The sequence below is a fragment of the Iodobacter sp. BJB302 genome, assembly GCF_002735645.1.
Classification (GTDB): Bacteria; Pseudomonadota; Gammaproteobacteria; order Burkholderiales; family Chitinibacteraceae; genus Iodobacter.
This window is the reverse complement of record NZ_PDZG01000087.1, coordinates 1-17,447: the sequence shown is the minus strand read 5'-3', so window position 1 is coordinate 17,447 and position 17,447 is coordinate 1. Positions and strand designations below refer to the sequence as shown.

The following is a 17,447-nucleotide window of genomic DNA, read 5'->3' as shown; positions in this document are numbered from 1 at the left end:
GTAGTCAGATATTCGAATCGAATCTTCCAAATGTGCAGCTCTGCTCGCCATACTTCATGATTAATGAAAAAAAGAAATTATCTATCAATTATCCATCATTTGACTATAAAGTGAACAGCATTGCCCTTGGCCCCCCTTTTTCAAAGGGGGAACTCAAGCAAAACCGCTTAAGTGAACGGTATTACTCTCTAAGTATGGGGTTTCTCCGTGTACTCTGTGTCCTCCGTGGTTCAGGATTTGGGTTTTATCAGCGCTTAGCTATGCTTGCTGCGATCTGGTCGTAAATTGCGCCGTCTTCAAAGTGGGTTTTTTGGGCTTTTTGCCAGCCGCCGAATTCTTCGATGGCAAATAGCTTAATGGCCGGGAATTGCTTGGCGTATTTGGCAGCGATGGCTTTGTCTCTTGGGCGCAGATAGTTTTGTGCGGCAATTTCCTGGCCAACCGGACTCCACAGGTATTTCAGATATTCCTCTGCCTGTTTGCGGGTGCCTTTTTTATCCACCACTTTATCGACGATGGCCACTGGGGGCTCAGCTTCAATGGAGATACTAGGGTAAACCACTTCAAAATTGCCACGGCCAAACTCTTTGGCAATCATTTCGGCTTCGTTTTCAAAAGTCACCAACACATCACCAATCTGGCGCTGCATAAAGGTGGTGGTGGCAGCGCGGCCACCTGCATCGAGCACGGGAATGTTTTTGAATACGCTGGCGACAAATTCACGCGCTTTTGCATCGTTTCCACCCGGCAGTTTAGCGGCATAGCCCCATGCGGCTAGATAGGTGTAGCGGCCATTGCCCGAGGTTTTAGGATTAGGCACGATCACGCCAACGCCGGGTTTTGTCAGATCATTCCAGTCTTTAATGCCCTTAGGGTTGCCTTTACGCACGATCAGTACTTGCAAGCTGGTAAAGGGCGCCGCGTCATCAGGCAGGCGCTTGGCCCAGTCGGCGGGTAATAGCTTGGCTTTATCTGCGATGGCGTCAATATCATTGTGCTGATTCATGGTCACCACATCGGCTTGCAGGCCGTCGATCACCGAGCGCGCCTGTTTGCTGGAGCCGCCGTGTGACATTTGCAGGGTGATGTCTTCGCCGGATTTGGCTTTCCAGTATTTGGCAAAGGCTGGGTTGTAGTCTTTATAGAAATCACGCATCACGTCGTAAGACACATTCAGCAGTGTGCTGTCGGCAAAGACGGGCAGGCTGGTGCTGAGGGCGATGGCGGCGAGCAGAGACTTAAGACGCATGACTATTTCCTGGCTGTGTGTCAGATAGCGTCGATTTTTACCGGTTTTGTTAAGTTTCACAAAGACTGTTGAGTGTTATTTAAATAACTAAATTTATGTATTTAAATATCTGGGTTCTGCCAAAAAATAGCCTTGAAAGAAATCAGCTCCGCTTTCTTGCGCGATGGCCAGTTGCCCGGCGCTTTCTATTCCCTCGATCACAACCTGACTATCCAGCCCATGCAGCATTTCAACCAGCTGGCCAAGCAATCGCTGCGCCTTACTATTGTTATCTGTGGCATGAATTAATACTTTGTCCAGTTTTACAATGTCTGGCGATAAAGAAAGCAGGCGGCAGAGATTGGCATTTTTCTGGCCGTAATCATCAATCGCTATTCGGTAGCCACGCTGGCGGTAATTTTGTACTGCGTGGGTCAGATCGGATTCTTGCGCGTCTGGAATGGCGGATTCAAGAATTTCCAGTACCACATCGGCAGGCTTTAAGCCCTGATCCTGCAAAATGCGCTCAAATGCTTCGCCGTGCTGTTTTTCAACGGCAATCAGCAGCTCGGGGTGAACATTCAGAAATAATGTTTTGCCTTTTTGCGGCCCCGCCAGGTGGTTCATTAAATGCAGACTGCGGCACAGGCGATCAAAAGCGACCAAGCATTCGCCACGGGTGGCGCTTTTAAAAACATCTTCGGGTGAAATGGCCTTGCGGCGTATGCTGGCGCGCAGCAGGCCTTCTTCGCCGATGATGGTTTCAGCGTCTGCTGCAAAAATAGGCTGGAATACGCTGGTGAGCTCTAGCCCTAGTGCCTTCACCACAATGCCGCGCTCCTGGGTTGCGGCAAACTGGGCACTGGGCCAATCGGCCAGAGTGTCTTCCGGCACATGCAAAGTGCCGCTGGCATGATGGATTGGAACTGGCATATGGGCTCTTTTAATGGGGCTGATGTGCACTAGGTGTTTGTTAAAAAGTGACTCTTGCAAGTTTTGAATCATCGCAGGGGGGTGAAACCCGCCAACTTCTATCGCAAAAGTTATGAAAGTGGCGGGTTTAGCCTTGTGCAATAAGCAGAATCAAAAAGATAGTGCCTTCGGCTGGTTGATTTTGGTGCGGTTTGCTACCGCGGGGGCCTTCCTTTGTTGAACGGCCAAGAAACGAAGCCAAGCCACAAACTCAAAGCATGAAGGCTCCTCATCTGCGGACAGCGGCGGCTGCGGAACTCGCTCGCAAGCTCACTTAAACATGCATCAAAGAAATCCCGCCCGCTTGTTCCTCGCTTAAGGGGACTCTAAAAGCCCCGTGCAGAGAGCGTGGTTACTGCGCTTTTCGCAATTTGCAAATAAAAAATACAATTTGCTAAGCGGGTATGGGTTTTCACCCGCTTTGATGCACCACCCTGGCGTGCTTGTTCTTACTTACTCGGCTGATAAATCTGGTCAAACGTACCGCCGTCGCTAAAGTGGGTTTTTTGCGCTTTGGTCCAGCCGCCAAATACATCGTCGATATCAAACTGCGTTACTTTCGGGAACTGATGGGCGTATTTGGCCGCGGTTGCCGGGTCGATCGGGCGGTAGTAGTTTTGCGCGATGATTTCCTGGCCTTCTTTGGAATACAGATATTTCAGGTATTCCTCAGCCACTTTGCGCGTGCCTTTTTTGTCGACCACTTTATCGACCACAGCCACAGGTGGCTCGGCCTTGATCGAGTAGCTTGGGGCGACGATTTCAAATTTGTCTACGCCGATTTCTTTAACCACCAGCTCGGCCTCGTTTTCCCATGCAAGTAATACATCGCCAATGCCGCGCTGGGTGAAGGTGGTGGTTGATCCGCGCGCACCGGTATCAAGTACGGGCACATTTTTAAAGAGTTTTTGTACGTAATCGCGGGCTTTATCGTCTGAGCCGTAGGTTTTCTTTGCCCAGCCCCATGCCGCTAAATAATTCCAGCGCGCGCCGCCGCTGGTTTTAGGGTTAGGTGTGATCACTTTTACATCGGCTTTGATCAGATCACCCCAGTCTTTAATGCCCTTAGGGTTGCCTTTTTTAACCAGGAACACAATGGTCGAGGTGTAAGGGGAGGCGTTGTCCGGCAGCTTTTTTTGCCAGCCCGCATCCAGTAATTTGGCAGGGGTGGCCAGCTCATCAATATCGTAAGCCAGGGCCAGCGTTACCACATCGGCTTGCAAGCCATCCAGTACCGAGCGGGCTTGCTTGCCCGAGCCGCCATGTGACTGACGCACGGTGACATCATCGCCCGTTTTTTTCTTCCAGTAGCTGGCAAAGGCCTTGTTGTAATCCTGATAGAGCTCTCGTGTAGGATCGTAAGAAACATTCAGAAGCTCAACCGATGCGGCGAAAACGCTGCTGGTGGCAAGGCTGATAATTAAGCTGGCGATGATTTTCATGGTTGAGCCTCTGTAGTAGATGAGGCTCAGTCTAATGGTGGACTTTATAGATTTAAAAAGAATTATTTATTGTTTTCATATTCCATTTCTTTATTGTCAGGTTTGAGCAGTCACAACATTTACAAAGTTTTCATTATTTAAATAACGGGGCTCGCTTAAAAAATAGCCTTGCAGCATATCGGCTCCGCTTTCTTGAGCCAGTGCCAGTTGCTCTGCATTGTTGATCCCTTCGATGACAACCTGGCTGCCCATGCCATGCAAGCGTTCAACAAACTGGCATAGCAATTGTTGTGCTTTTGGCGCGGTTTCTTTACTGACGGTATTCATCACCACGCGATCAAGCTTCACAATTTCAGGGCTGAGTGTCAGCAGGCGGTTTAAATTACTGCTTAAAAAGCCGTAGTCATCCACCGCAATCCGGTAGCCCCGAGCACGATAGTTTTTAATCGCCTGCGCCAGCTGGGTGGTTTGCCCGGGCGGAATCGTTGACTCAAATATCTCCAGCACAATATCGGCGGGGCTTAAGCCCTGATCGTGCAGGATGCGCTCAAAAGCCTCGATATGCTGTGTGCCGGAAGACATCAGCAGCTCCGGGTAAACATTTAAAAACAGCGTGCGCTGTGTATTGCTGCCTGCCAGGTGGTTCATTAAGTGCAGGCTGCGGCAGAGCCGGTCAAATTCAACCAGGCAATCGCCTCCCTGTGCGCTTTTAAATACATCTGCGGCAGACAGCGCTTTACGGCGGATGCTGGCCCGTAATAATGCCTCTTCACCAATAATTTGCCGGGTGTGAGCATCAAATACAGCCAGAAAAGCGCTGGTCAGCTCCAGACCCAAGGCTTTAACAACGATACCCCGGTCTTTTGTGCTGGCAAATTGTGCCATTGGCCAGTCATTTAATGTGCCTTGAGGAACATTGATTACGCCATCACGGTGTTTTACTGCAACTAAAGGAGGCATATGGATTCTCCATTAATAAAATAGCCAAGGGGACCTGTGGCATTTTATGAAAAGTTTACTTCTTAAATATGAAGGCGGTTAAAAATTAATACCGCTTTGCTGCTTTGCTTACGAATTTTAAAACGACTGTTATTTATATTTGTTTAAAAAGACAATGTCATTTTTCAATCTAAATGTGTTTTATATTAAGCAAAATTTAACCTTGATTAATGTTTTATGCCTTGCTTGTCGGTAAGAAATTAAATAGCGGCAGGAGGATTGATGTCTCAGTGTTTTGAGCAGGGAAGGAATAGTTAGTTCCGTGTGGCGTACATTATTATTTACCATTTATAAATAAAACATTCTTACTGAATTAACTTGAAAAAATAAAAGCTTACAGCCGTGCTATTGCATGGTTAAAAATATAATAAAAAAAGGCGGCTCCTGCTGGAGCCGCCATTTTTATTGCCAGACATAACTATCGTGCAGCTTGTGCAGCAAGGCCAGCCTGTGGGGTAAATGAGGTAGCAGCAGCTTGTTTTTTAACATCCGGCGCTGATACAAATCATTCAGGAGTAAGGCAACTGCGGTGATGCATGCTCCAGCCACTTGCATCGAATCAGGAATCACGCCGCTGATGGTAGAGATCATAAACGCGGTGATGGGCACAACATCGATAAACAGTAAGCCGTTTACCGGGGTAATAATCTTGTTGCCGATATTTCAGCACACTCACACAACCAGCAATTAATAAAATGCGCTTTGCGGGCATGATGAATTGATTGTTGATTAAATGCCCTGCATTTTTGGATGCAGGGCTGGCCGCCTAGAATGCGCCCATAAAATCGCGTTTACCAATTTCTACGCCGTTGTGGCGCAGCAGTGCGTAAGTGGTGGTGACATGGAAGAAAAATTGCGGCAAGCCGTAAGAGAGCAGATAGGCCTGACCGCTGAGTTTTTTCTCCTTAGGGGTGCCGGGGCGCAGAACGATTTCTAAGGCTTCACTGCCATCAATTTGCGCGGCACTCAGGCCATTGATAAAGGCCAGGGTTTTAGAAATGCGCGCCTGCAGCTCGGCAAAGGTTTGTTCATTGTCTTCGTATGGCGGTACTTCAACATTGGCTAAGCGGGCAGGGACGCTTTTGGCAAAATCACATGCGATCTGCACCTGGCGTACCAGCGGAAACATATCCGGATATAAGCGGGTCTGCAGCAAAACGGTCGGGTCAATTTTGTGCGCTTCGGCGTGGGTTTCTGCCTTGGCTAAAACATCGGAAAGAGCGGTAAGTAATTGTTTGAAAACGGGAACGCTGGCGGTGTACATAGAAATGGACATAATGTTCCTTGATCAGTTTTAGCGGCAGATCCGCGTAGCCATAGATGGGGGCAGTGGGATATTAATCAATGGCAGCTGGTTTATTTCGCTTTTTAATTATTGTTTTACAGGGGCGGCGAATCTGCTGGCGATACAAAGGCTCAGGCGGGAAGGCGCTGGCAAACTGGGCTTTAAAAAATGTGCAGCACCTGCCGTGCATAGAAACCATTTACTCCACGTTTTAACAGGCAGGATAAGCAGCCCTGTAAAGGGGAAAGGAAGCAGGCTTATTTGGCTCCCTGCAGCGCCAAATGTGATGGCGCAGAAAACGCGGAATATTTAATGTCATTGGGTGGTGCAGGCTGAGTGTTGTGAGCCAGCTGATCCAGCTGAAAAAAACTAATCATTTCTTCAAACTGGCTGGCCCTGGAGCTCATTTCTTCTGCTGCAGAGGAAAGCTGCCCAATTTTTTAATATGTGACTAATATATTCAGCGTCATTATCGGACCTGATTCGCCTGGGTTTGCCGCGCCACTCAATAATTTGATTCAGGCTGCGTATTACGCGCTCGGCAGGCAAAGAGAAATCGACTTCAATGCCTAATCCTTTACGATTAAAATCATCAATCACATTAAATAAGCGAATGCTGCGGCCATCGGCCAATTGATCGTGCATAAAATCCATCGACCACGTTTCATTTTTTGCCGCTGGCACCGCTAATGGCGCTGGCGTTTCATGATCTAAGCGTTTTTTAGGCTTTATCCGCAGATTTAATTCTAAAACGCAATAAATCCGGTAGATCCGTTTATGATTCCAAGGCTTTTTCCTAGCGTTGCGCAGATGCAAAAAACAAAGGCCAAAGCCCCTGTTACGACGCGTTTCCGTGAGTTGGACCAATGAATCTGCGATTTGGGCATTTTCTGCATCCAGCTTACAAATATAGCGATAGCAAGTTGTGTTAATCGCAAAACTAGCGCAAGCCGCACGAATGGACACAGACTTGGTTTCAACGGCCCAGTGTGAGCTATCTCACGACGCTGAGATGTTTCAGAGGATTATGGCTTCCTTAATGATGTCCGCCTGCATTTGGGCTTCGATATACATCTTTTTAAGGCGCTTATTTTCGTCTTCAAGCTCTTTCATGCGCGTCATCATCGAGACGTCCATGCCGCCAAATTTAGCGCGCCACTTATAAAAAGAGGCAGAACTCGTGCCGTGCTCGGCACAGATCAGGAACTGTCGAGCCCGCTTCGGCCTGCTTTAAAATCCCCATCATCTGGCGTGATCAATTGCCTACGGCTTTCATGTAGAGCTCCTCAAAGACTGCAAGAAAATTCTACTTAAAAATGAGCTGGTTTTGTGGGGGGGATTACCATCTCATTACGCAGTGTGGTGTTGCAGCGTATCACCTAGCTGATGCTGTTTCGTCATTTTTGGTTTGTTCTGTTTATTTTCTTGAGTATGTGAAAAGTAACTGGAAAGGTTTAATGAGGTTTTTGTATGTTTCGTGCATTAATTATGCCTTTGGGATTTTAGACACTATTTCAAAGGAGTGATGCTCTATGAATTTTAAGGTCGATTTAAGTGCTAAGCCGTTTAAGCGCAGCTGGCTGCGTAATACGCTGATTGCCATTTTGCTGTTGTCCGGATCACAGGCTGGTGCGAGTTGCTTAGTCATTTCGCTGCAGGAAAAAAATGATCGTATTCTGCTGCAGTCGGGTGAGGATGCAACGGTGGTTGAATCCAGACGCCCTGCAAAAATGATCTCAAAAGAGTTTCGTCAGATTTATGAAATATTGGAAAAAAACAAAAAGCTGGATGAGCGTTTTGATGCGCGCTTAAAAGGGCTTTCACAAGAACTGTTTGGCCCGCTGATCCCCGCGATGCGCCAGGCATCTTGTATCGTGTTTAATATCCAGCCCCGCTTTATGCACTTCGCTCTGGACTTACTGCCCATTGATGGTGAGCCATTATTTGTTGAAAAGGCGATCGCGTTTAGTTTTGGGGCGCCCAAAGATCAGGATCAGATACCTGGCTTTGGTGCTGAAACCCGTGGATTGATTCTGCGTGATCCCGAAACAGATCCGGATAACGGCGCGGGTGAAGTGAGGGCCCACTACCCGGAATCAAATCTTTATGCGGCTAAAAGTGCCGGGCCAAAATTATTTGCTAAAGCAAATGCTGATTTCTTACTGATCAGCGCTCATGGCTTTGTGGTGCCAGGCTTCGGTGCGAATGACGGAGATAAAGACGATTCCGTGCTCCTGAAGGAGCATATGAATGCAGATGAGTTTGGTGATGCTAAGTTTAGGCTGGTTTATTTTGACTCCTGCCAGCTGGGTTTGAGTAAGCCATTTATTGATGCTGCAAGCCGCAGCGGGGCCCATCATTATCTTGCCCCCATCATCAGCAACGAATCTGGCAACTCCTCAACGCTGACGATGCGTTACTTTTTTGCCGGGCTAAATCAGGGGCAGAGCTCAATGGATGCCTTGTTTAGCGCACGCAAGCGGATATACCAGGATTTCCGGGCGAACAGCCGCAGTGATCAAATCTTTTATTCCTACCCATTCAGGCTTTATTTGCTTTGACGTAGTGTTCAACGCCTGCCCTGACTGCAGGCGGGCGGTAAAGTAAGTTGCAGCAAAAAAGCGCTGCTTATTACGCCACAAACGGCGTAAAAGCAGCGCTTCAAATTTGTACCAGTGGGGGCTAAGTTGCCAGCTCTGCCCGGTTTCTGAATTCCTCCAGAGCCTCTGGATTAGCCAGTGCATCGGTGTTTTTTACCGGGCGGTCGTGTACCACATTACGCACGGCCAGCTCGACGATTTTGCCGCTGATGGTGCGGGGGATGTCCCGTACCTGAATAATTTTGGCGGGCACATGGCGCGGGGTGGTGTTGCTGCGTATGACCTGGCGGATGCTGTTTTGCAAGTCCTCACTCAGTTCAGCGCCCTCACGTAAACGCACAAACAACACCACGCGCACGTCGTTATCCCAATCCTGGCCAATGGCGATGGATTCCAGAATCTCTGGCAGCTTTTCTACCTGGCGATAAATCTCGGCAGTGCCAATGCGTACGCCGCCGGGGTTGAGCACGGCATCAGAGCGGCCATGAATAATAATGCCGCCATGGATGGTTTCTTCAGCGTAATCACCCTGCGCCCATACACCTGGATACTGGCTGAAGTAAGCCGACTTTAGTTTTTCTCCCTGTGGATCATTCCAAAAGCTAACCGGCATGGCGGTAAAGTGGCGGGTGCAAACCAGCTCGCCTTTCTCGCCAACCACAGCCTGGCCTGCATCGTTCCAAACCTCCACCGCCATGCCTAAGCCCTTGCATTGCAGCTCGCCGCTCCAAACCGGCAGGGCTGGGTTGCCAAGGGCAAAGCAGGAAATAATATCGGTGCCGCCTGAAATAGAAGACAGGCAGAGGTCTTGTTTAATATCACGGTAAACGTATTCAAAGCTTTCGTGCGAGAGCGGCGATCCGGTTGAAAGAATCGCTTTAAGCTTATCTAAGCGGTGGGTGTTAATTGGTTTGGAATCTGCTTTTTCTAGCGCGGCTAAATATTTGGCGCTGGTGCCAAAGATACTGATCCCCTCCTGATCAATCAGATCAATCAGTCGGTCGGCCTTGGGGTGAAATGGCGATCCGTCATACAGCACAATGCTTGCTCCTAGAGCGAGGCCGGACACCATCCAGTTCCACATCATCCAGCCGCAGGTGGTGTAGTAGCAAAGGGTATCGCTCATGGTGAGATCGGTGTGCAGGCCCAGCTCTTTTACATGCTGCAGCAGTGTGCCACCTGCGCCGTGCACGATGCATTTGGGAACGCCGGTAGTGCCGCTGGAATACATGATATAGAGCGGGTGAGCAAAGTCAGTTGGGGTGAATTCCGGCTCGCCGCCGGCCTGATAGAAATCCTGCCATAGCGTAACCCGGGCATGGCCCGCCTTAAAGCTGGCCGCTTGCGCCTCTGCATTGGCATAGGGAACAATAATTAACTGCTCAACCGAGGGCAGGCGGGTAACGATTTCTTTTATCTTCTCTGATAGCGGTATTGTTTTACCCGCATAGCGATAGGCGGCACAGGCTATCAATACCTTAGGCTCAATCTGGCCGAAACGGTCGGTGACGCCCTGCGTGCCAAAATCGGGCGAGCAGGAAGACCATATTGCACCCAGGCTGGCAGTTGCCAATGCGCCGACAATGGTTTGCCATGTGTTGGGCATCATCGCCGCCACCCGGTCGCCATAGCCTACACCTGCATCACTCAGGCTTTTTTGCAGGCCAGCCACATGGGCGGCAAGTTCCTGATAGCTAAGCACTTCGCGCGAGCCATCTTCTGCAATAGAAATCAGCGCCGGATGCGCATCACGGCGGCGCAGCAGATGCCCGGCAAAGTTGAGCTTGGTCTGGTGATACCAATTCGCGCTCGGCATTTCCGAGCCTTCAGTCAGCACTTCGCTGGCAGGCTGGCTAAATTTGATCGCAAAGAAATCGACAATCGCCAGCCAGAATGCCACCCGATGCGCCACGCTCCAGGCGTGCAGCTGGGCGTAATCGGCCAGATCAAGGCCATGCGCCTGATTAATATGGCGGCGAAACGCATCCATCTGCGTAGCAGCAACCTGCTCGGGTGAGGGCGTCCAAAGCGCTTCTTGCATGTCGATTCCTTTATGTTAAATACATAAAACCCACACCTTGAAACACGGAGGACACAGAGTTACACGGAGAAAAACAACTACATTGCGGGCCTGTTTGAATTTGCCTTTCTCCGTGATCCTCCGTGTTCTCCTTCCCTCCGTGGTTTAAGACTTGGGTTTTCTAGTTTTTGATTTAATCCGGGCTATCTGCCTGATTTTTTGGGTGGGCTGCGATAAAGGCCGGGTGTTCATTGGCGAGGGCTTCTACTCTTAATATCTTTGGGTATGCATCCAGCGGCACATTAAAGCGGCGTGCAGCGTAAAGCTGAGGGATCAGGTAGGCGTCGGCCAGGCTGATTTCGCCAAAGCAATAGCCGCTCCCGCCAATAAGCTGCTCAACCGCAGCCAGCCCTTGGCTAACCCATTCATTAATCCACGTCGTAATATCGTTTTCTTTGCACTGGTAGTTTTGGCGCAGATAGTTGAGCACGCTGACGTTATGCAGCGGGTGCACATCACAAGCGATCAGCGCTGCCATGCCACGAATTTTTGCACGCTCAAATAAATCTTTGGGCAGCAGAGGCGTTTCCGGGTAACGCTCTTCCAGGTATTCGATAATTGCTGGCGACTGGATAATTGCTTCCTGCGCCTGATCCAGCAAAGCCGGGACGCGTGCCTGTGGGTTGACGCTAAGATAAGCCGCGTCTTTTTGCTCGCCCTTGAGTAAATTCACCGGGATGGCTGAGTAAGCCAGCCCTTTGAGTGCCAGCACAATGCGTACCCGGTAGGATGAGGTGGAGCGGTAGTAGCTGTAGAGTTCCATGCTTAAACCTTATTTATATTTGTCGCAGGGCGGGTGAAACCCGCCAGATTTATATCTCAGCAGCGAAGAAACGGCGGGTTTCACCCCATATGCGCTAACCAAAGTCAAAAGACCTTTTCTATTAGTGCCTGCGGCACGTTGATTTTGGTGCGGGCGTCCCGCTGGACCTTCCTTTCTTGCGCGGCCAAGAAACGAAGCCAAAGAAGGCCGCCCCTAAAACACGAAATCCCCTCGCTGCGGACAATCGAGGCGGCGTCAATTCAACTCGCTTCGCTCAAACACGAATTGACGACACCCCCGCCCCGCTTGTTCCTCGCTCGGCGTGTTTTCAGGGGGGAGAAAAGCCCTATGCTGAGAGCGTGTTTATTGTGTTTTTTCTGTTTATTAATAAAAAATAACTTGGTTAGCGCGTATGGGGTTTTACCCGCCCTACGAGTCTTGTGTTTATGCAGCTAAAATTACCCCACGGCATTCGCCGAAGCCGATGCTGGGGTGGCCTTCTTTTTTGCAGCGGGCGAGCATGATGATTTCGTCGCCGTCGGCTAAAAAGCAGCGCTCTTCGCCGGAATCCAGCCTGATCGCTTGCTTGCCGCCATTGCTGAGCTCCAGCAGGCTGCCGAGAGAATCCGCCGTTGGGCCGGATAAGGTGCCGGTGCCGAGTAAATCACCGGCGCGCAAGCTGCAGCCATTGACGGTGTGATGGGTAATCAGCTGCGCCACGGTCCAGTACATATTCAGCGTGTTGGACAGGCCCAAACGGTGTGGTGGCAGGCCCTGGGCTTTTTGCGCTGCGGTGTGCAGCAATACTTCCAGCTCAATATCAAAAGCGCCATTGGCCTGATCGGCTGCGTCATACAGATAGGGCAGCGGCTGCGGGTCGCCTTCTGGGCGAGCAGGCTGGGCTGTGCGGTAAGGCGCCAGCGCTTCGGCGGTCACGACCCAAGGTGACACGGTGGTGGCAAAGTTTTTGGCTAAGAAAGGACCAAGCGGCTGGTATTCCCATGCTTGTAAATCGCGTGCCGACCAATCGTTCAGCAAGCAAAAACCTGCAATATGCTCGGCGGCGTTGGCAATGCTGATCGCCTCGCCCTGCGGATTGCTGCCAGCCACCCAAATGCCCAGCTCCAGCTCGTAATCTAAACGGGCTGATGGGGTGAGTGCAGGCACTTCCTGGCCGGGTTTGAGCGTTTGGCCCAGCGGGCGGCGCACGGCATAGCCACTTGGATAAATGGTGGACGAGCGGCCGTGGTAGCCAATCGGCACATATTTGTAATTAGGCAGCAGCGGATTATCCGGGCGGAATAATTTGCCAACGTTTACTGCGTGATGAATGCCGGTATAAAAATCGGTGTAATCGCCAATTTTTGCAGGCAAGTGCATTTTGCAAACGCTGGCAGGGCGAAGCAGGGCTTCGCCTTGTGCTTGCAGGTTTTTAAGCTGTGCGTAATCGGCATCGAGCAGCTCTGACAGCCGCTCACGCAGTGCCAGCCTCGCGCTGCCTGGCAGGGCAAAAAAAGCATTCAGCGATTTACCGCTGGCCGCTTGCGCAGCGCTCAGGGCTTCGCCGGTAAATAGGTTATTTTCGACGGCGGTTTGCAAATCAAAAATAAAATCACCAATTGCCACCCCACCGCGCGGTGGCAAGCCTTCAGGGCTGAAAATCCCGAAAGGCAGGTTTTGCAATGGGAAATCACGGTGATCATTAGCAGAAGTAACCCAGCTGAGGCGATATGTAGTGGAAGTCATGAGGGGCTCCGTTGGGTTTAAGTTTTTTGTGAGCTTAATGGGCTCAAACCATAAGTCTTACTTAACTACTCAGCAGTGTGAAAAACCCAAATCTTGAACCACAGAGAACACGGAGAACACAGAGTTTCACGGAGAAAACCAAGAGAAATAATTGATTTTTTCCTGTTCCTGGCGTGTTTCTTGTGAATGTCTGTTTGGTTTTTAGCTCACTTGAGTAGTTGAAATTTTTGAACCACTTCGGCTCCAGTGGAGTTGCACGGAGGAACAGACACGGGTTTTCTCCGTGGCCCTCCGTGTTCTCTTTTACTCCGTGGTTCAAGGTTTGGGTTTTATTAAATCTGGTTTTTATTAAATGTTTTGGGCATGTCTGCCCAGCAGTCGTCGTAGTTTGTTTGAAGCTGTGCGCATTCCAGTGCGTATTGCGTTGGGCGGATCACGGCGTGGGTTTCAAACATAAACGCCATAGTGCGCTCAATTTTTTGCGGTTTTAACTCTGCGCTGCTGGCATTAATAAAAGTGCGGGCATCCGGGCCGTGGGCGCTCATCACGTTGTGTAGGGAGCAGCCGCCAGGTACAAAACCACCGGCCTTGGCGTCGTACTCTCCACGCACCAGCCCCATAAATTCATTCATAAGATTACGATGAAACCAAGGTGGGCGGAAGGTGTCTTCAGCAACCATCCAGCGTGGCGGGAAAATCACAAAGTCGCAATTGGCCTGGCCTGTCACCGCAGAGGGCGAGGTGAGCACGGTAAAAATAGAAGGATCGGGATGGTCGTAACTCACGGTGCCTATGGTGTTAAAGCGGCGCAGATCATATTTATACGGCACGCTGTTGCCGTGCCAGGCCACTACATTAAAGGGGGAATGGCTCAGCGTGGTGGCCCAGAATTCACCCTGAAATTTTTGCACTAACTGTGTCGGCTGATCCACATCTTCGTAGGCCGCAACCGGCGTTAAGAAATCGCGCGGGTTGGCTAAGCCATTGCTGCCGATGGGGCCTAAGTCTGGAATACGGAAAGGCGAGCCGTGGTTTTCGCTGATATAGCCGCTGGCAGCGGCATCAAGCAGCTCCACACGGAATTTCATGCCGCGTGGAATCACGGCAATTTCTTCGGGTTCTATTTCTAAAATGCCCAGCTCGGTAACAAGGCGCAGGCGGCCTTGCTCGGGCATGATCAGCATTTCGCCGTCGGCATTAAAAAACGCCCGCTGCATGGAGCAATTGGCGCGGTAAAGATGGATGGTGATGCCTTCCGGCGCATCGCTATTGGCGGCCATGGTGATCAGGCCGTCAATAAAATCAGTGGGCGCATCAGGAATTGGCAGCGGATCCCAGCGCAGGCGGTTAGGGGTGATAGCTCCTAATTTACAGCCCTGGCGTTGTTTTTCTAAACGTTCAAATTTGCCATGTGCGGCAGAGGGCAAAATACGATACATCCAGGTGCGGCGGGCTTCGGCACGCGGCACGGTAAAGGCGCTGGTAGAAAATTGCTCAGGATATAAGCCATAGGGGGCTTTTTGTGGCGAATTCTGCCCCTCTGGCAAGGCTCCCGCCAATGCCTCACTGGCGAATTCATTTCCAAACCCTGACAGGTAAGACAAAGTTGCGTGTGACATGACGAGTCCTTTTTACGTTATGCGTAATTGGTTTACGCAAAACATAATTTGATTTTAAATACCCGTCAAGCTATAAACGCCCATCCTTGTATTTCAGTGGTAAAAAAGCATGGCAGAAAATGACAGGCGGCAAAGCGTTGGCTCGGCAGAAGTGGCTGCACAAGTATTAAAAGCTTTGGCTGATCTGGCCCCGGCCACCTCGCTGACGCAGCTGGCTGATTCTCTGCAAATGCCTGCCAGCAAGGTACATCGCTATTTACAGGCGCTGATTGCCACAGGCTTTGCCGAGCAGGATTCCAGCAGTAATCATTACGCGCTAGGACATGAAGCCTTACGCGTAGGGCTGATTGCATTGGGGAAAATGGACGTACTAAAAGTTGCCACGCCCTATCTTTTAAATTTGCGCGATCAGCTGAATGAAACGGTTTTTTTTGCGGTATGGGGCAATAAGGGCGCAACCGTGGTGCAAGTAGAGCAGGCGCTCAGATCCATCAGCCTGATTACCCAAGTGGGGTCGGTATTACCCCCATTTAAATCGGCCACCGGCCTCGTGTTTAGCGCGCATTTACCCGAGCAGGAGCTTAAGCATTTACTGCAAGAAGCGACGATCTCTAAGGCAGAAGCTCAGGAAATTGTGGGTCTATTAGCCAAGATACGCCGCCAAGGTTGGCATAGTATTCAAGGCCTGCTCATTAGCGGTGTAGATGCCATCTCTGCACCCGTATTTAATGCCCGTCAGCAGATTATTGGAGTAGCGACTGTGGTGGGATCGTCCTCATCCACCCTGCAACCTGAGGCAGACAGTGAGCTGGTGCAAAGGCTACTGGAGGCCACACAAGCGATTAGTCGCAGGATGGGGGTGGTTTGAGGTGGTTTTGAAAGATGGTTAAGTCTTAAACCACAGAGAACACTGAGGGCACAGAGTTTCACAGAGGAAAGCATCTTGTAAAGGAGGCATGGTTGTGGAGTGTTTTACTGGGTTTCTCTGTGTAGCTCTGTGTTCTCTGCGCCCTCTGTGGTTCAAGGTTTAGTAAAATCAGCTAAACATAGATCGTTAAATCACTTTTAATTTGAATGTGGCAGGCCAGCCGGACTAGCTCGGGGGTGTCGGGAACCGTTGGCGGGGAATCGGCGGCAAGCCCCGCATGACGGATCATTACATTTTTTTCTTTGCCGCCCAGTGTGACCATCTGGCCGCTATCTGCGTGCTCTAAACGCACTTTACATGCTCCACATGTTCCCTGACCACAGCGCCATGCCAGTTGTAATTTTCCATCGCTTACCAATGATCTGACGGCAGAAATGAGCATGCTTTCTGCTTTAGCAGTGCATTCCAGACGGGTGGAATCTTGTAAGTTGATGAAAGTTAATTTGTACATGTGCGGGGAGCAGCGCTTAGTTCTAAGATGAAGGAACAATGCACATTGTAACTGGCCATGATCAAGAAAATCCCCACAGAAGTACTAAAGATCGGCATGTATATCCATGATCTGAATGTGGACTGGATGGACCATCCGTTTTTGCGTAAGCAGTTTGTCGTTAAAACTGACGAAGATTTACAAAAAATCATCGCCTCCGGGGCTCATGAAGTTTATATCGATACCGACAGAGGGCTGGACTATGCCCATGCGCCTACGGTGGATGAAGTGAATGCCTCGATTGAGGCCGAGATGGTTAAAATCGCCACCGCGCCCGCGCCGGTTATTCAGGTTTCCACAACAGAAGAAATGAGCCGCGCCAAGCGGATTCACAAGCAGGCGCATAATTTGGTGCGGTCTGTGATGCAGGACGCCCGTATGGGTAAAGCCATTCAAATGGACGATGTAGAAGAAGTTGTTGAGGCAATTACTGATTCTATATTGCGTAACAGCAGCGCTTTATTAGGTTTATCGGGAATTAAAGATAAAGACGAATATACCTTTTTACATTCGGTGAGCGTTTGTACATTGATGGTGACGTTCACTAAAAGTATGAATTTTCCTGCGGAATTAATCCGGCAGGCTGGTATTGGTGGCTTATTGCACGATACCGGTAAAACCATGGTGCCCAATGAAATTCTGAATAAACCCGGCAGGCTAACGGAGGCAGAATTCGATGTGATGCGCTCTCACCCAATGGAAGGTTTTAAAATATTGTCGCAGGTGGATTCAATTGGCGAAATTCCATTAGAAATTACGCTTCATCATCACGAGCGCATGGATGGCAGCGGTTATCCGCATAAATTACCCGGCGACAATATTACGCAATTAACGCAAATGGCATCGGTGGTGGATGTATACGATGCCATTACTTCTGATCGCTGTTATCACAAGGGAATGCCTGCATCAGAAGGATTAAAAAAATTATGGGAATGGAGTAAATTCCACTTTAATCCTACCCTTGTGCAAGCCTTTATGCGGACTGTGGGTATTTACCCCGTGGGCTCTCTGGTTAAATTAGAATCTGGCCGCTTGGCCGTGGTGCTGGAGCAAAACGAAGGCAATTTATTAATGCCAAGAGTGAAGGCTGTATTTAGTACCAAGGCTAATACTTATATTCCCCCTGTGGAAATTGATTTATCCAAACCTATGGGGCTGGGCGGGGCAGACCCAATGCTGTTCACTTTATAGTCAAATGATGGATAATTGATAGATAATTTCTTTTTTTCATTAATCATGAAGTATGGCGAGCAGAGCTGCACATTTGGAAGATTCGATTCGAATATCTGACTACT

The 17,447-nt window shown here is 49.8% G+C and carries 16 protein-coding genes and 1 pseudogene; 4 read left to right on the top strand and 13 right to left on the bottom strand.

The genetic code is table 11. The annotated features are described in order from the left end of the window. On the top strand, window positions 1–284 hold a 284-nt coding region (locus CSQ88_RS23230), incomplete at its 5' end, for a hypothetical protein (RefSeq protein WP_218963157.1). On the opposite strand, the gene CSQ88_RS19815 is transcribed toward CSQ88_RS23230, so the two are convergent. The 8 genes and pseudogenes from CSQ88_RS19815 to CSQ88_RS19785 form a co-directional block, all read right to left on the bottom strand. Then, window positions 248–1,249 (bottom strand): sulfate ABC transporter substrate-binding protein, encoded by a 1,002-nt coding sequence (locus CSQ88_RS19815; protein WP_099399810.1) that lies wholly within the window; start codon window positions 1,247–1,249, stop codon window positions 248–250. The two genes, CSQ88_RS23230 and CSQ88_RS19815, sit on opposite strands and share 37 nt — an antisense overlap. Window positions 1,250–1,342: 93 nt before the next feature. Further along, on the bottom strand, window positions 1,343–2,161 hold the full coding sequence (locus tag CSQ88_RS19810; RefSeq protein WP_180273742.1) for an EAL domain-containing protein: 819 nt from the start codon (window positions 2,159–2,161) through the stop codon (window positions 1,343–1,345). Between the two features lie 488 nt (window positions 2,162–2,649). Beyond that, window positions 2,650–3,642, bottom strand: coding sequence for a sulfate ABC transporter substrate-binding protein (locus tag CSQ88_RS19805; protein ID WP_099399808.1), 993 nt, complete (start codon window positions 3,640–3,642; stop codon window positions 2,650–2,652). 96 nt (window positions 3,643–3,738) lie between these two features. Further along, a complete protein-coding gene (locus tag CSQ88_RS19800; protein ID WP_099399807.1) occupies window positions 3,739–4,602 on the bottom strand; it encodes an EAL domain-containing protein in 864 nt (287 codons plus the stop codon). A 441-nt stretch (window positions 4,603–5,043) separates the two neighbouring features. Continuing rightward, on the bottom strand, window positions 5,044–5,232 hold the full coding sequence (locus CSQ88_RS19795; RefSeq protein WP_099399806.1) for a hypothetical protein: 189 nt from the start codon (window positions 5,230–5,232) through the stop codon (window positions 5,044–5,046). A gap of 175 nt (window positions 5,233–5,407) precedes the next feature. Next, entirely contained in the window at window positions 5,408–5,917 is a 510-nt protein-coding gene (locus CSQ88_RS19790; protein ID WP_099399805.1) for a DUF1993 family protein, read from the bottom strand. A gap of 266 nt (window positions 5,918–6,183) precedes the next feature. Next, window positions 6,184–6,333 (bottom strand): hypothetical protein, encoded by a 150-nt coding sequence (locus tag CSQ88_RS23070; protein ID WP_180273741.1) that lies wholly within the window; start codon window positions 6,331–6,333, stop codon window positions 6,184–6,186. Window positions 6,334–6,355: 22 nt separating this feature from the next. After that, window positions 6,356–7,172, bottom strand: a pseudogene (locus CSQ88_RS19785) (IS3 family transposase); the annotation flags it as partial. A 286-nt stretch (window positions 7,173–7,458) separates the two neighbouring features. Between CSQ88_RS19785 and CSQ88_RS19775 the strand changes: the two are divergent. Next, entirely contained in the window at window positions 7,459–8,487 is a 1,029-nt protein-coding gene (locus tag CSQ88_RS19775) for a hypothetical protein (RefSeq protein WP_099399802.1), read from the top strand. Window positions 8,488–8,608: 121 nt separating this feature from the next. Here the strand turns inward: CSQ88_RS19775 and CSQ88_RS19770 are convergent, their stop codons facing one another. The 4 genes from CSQ88_RS19770 to hmgA all read right to left on the bottom strand — a co-directional run bounded on the left by CSQ88_RS19770 (window position 8,609) and on the right by hmgA (window position 14,734). Continuing rightward, a complete protein-coding gene (locus tag CSQ88_RS19770) occupies window positions 8,609–10,567 on the bottom strand; it encodes an acetoacetate--CoA ligase (protein ID WP_099399801.1) in 1,959 nt (652 codons plus the stop codon). A 172-nt stretch (window positions 10,568–10,739) separates the two neighbouring features. Next, complete coding sequence (gene maiA / locus CSQ88_RS19765) at window positions 10,740–11,369, bottom strand: maleylacetoacetate isomerase (protein WP_099399800.1); 630 nt, start codon at window positions 11,367–11,369, stop codon at window positions 10,740–10,742. A gap of 444 nt (window positions 11,370–11,813) precedes the next feature. Then, complete coding sequence (fahA, locus tag CSQ88_RS19760; RefSeq protein WP_099399799.1) at window positions 11,814–13,115, bottom strand: fumarylacetoacetase; 1,302 nt, start codon at window positions 13,113–13,115, stop codon at window positions 11,814–11,816. Between the two features lie 332 nt (window positions 13,116–13,447). Further along, window positions 13,448–14,734, bottom strand: coding sequence for a homogentisate 1,2-dioxygenase (gene hmgA / locus CSQ88_RS19755; protein WP_099399798.1), 1,287 nt, complete (start codon window positions 14,732–14,734; stop codon window positions 13,448–13,450). 109 nt (window positions 14,735–14,843) lie between these two features. Between hmgA and CSQ88_RS19750 the strand changes: the two genes are divergently transcribed. After that, a complete protein-coding gene (locus CSQ88_RS19750; protein ID WP_099399797.1) occupies window positions 14,844–15,602 on the top strand; it encodes an IclR family transcriptional regulator in 759 nt (252 codons plus the stop codon). A 172-nt stretch (window positions 15,603–15,774) separates the two neighbouring features. On the opposite strand, the gene CSQ88_RS19745 is transcribed toward CSQ88_RS19750, so the two are convergent. Continuing rightward, the gene (locus CSQ88_RS19745; RefSeq protein ID WP_099399796.1) at window positions 15,775–16,113 is read right to left on the bottom strand and encodes a 2Fe-2S iron-sulfur cluster-binding protein; all 339 of its coding nucleotides are present in this window, start codon (window positions 16,111–16,113) and stop codon (window positions 15,775–15,777) included. A 57-nt stretch (window positions 16,114–16,170) separates the two neighbouring features. Here CSQ88_RS19745 and CSQ88_RS19740 point away from each other — a divergent pair, with 57 nt between their 5' ends. Continuing rightward, window positions 16,171–17,343: an HD-GYP domain-containing protein gene (locus CSQ88_RS19740; protein ID WP_099399795.1), complete on the top strand. Its 1,173-nt coding sequence runs from the start codon at window positions 16,171–16,173 to the stop codon at window positions 17,341–17,343. Window positions 17,344–17,447 lie beyond the last annotated feature (104 nt).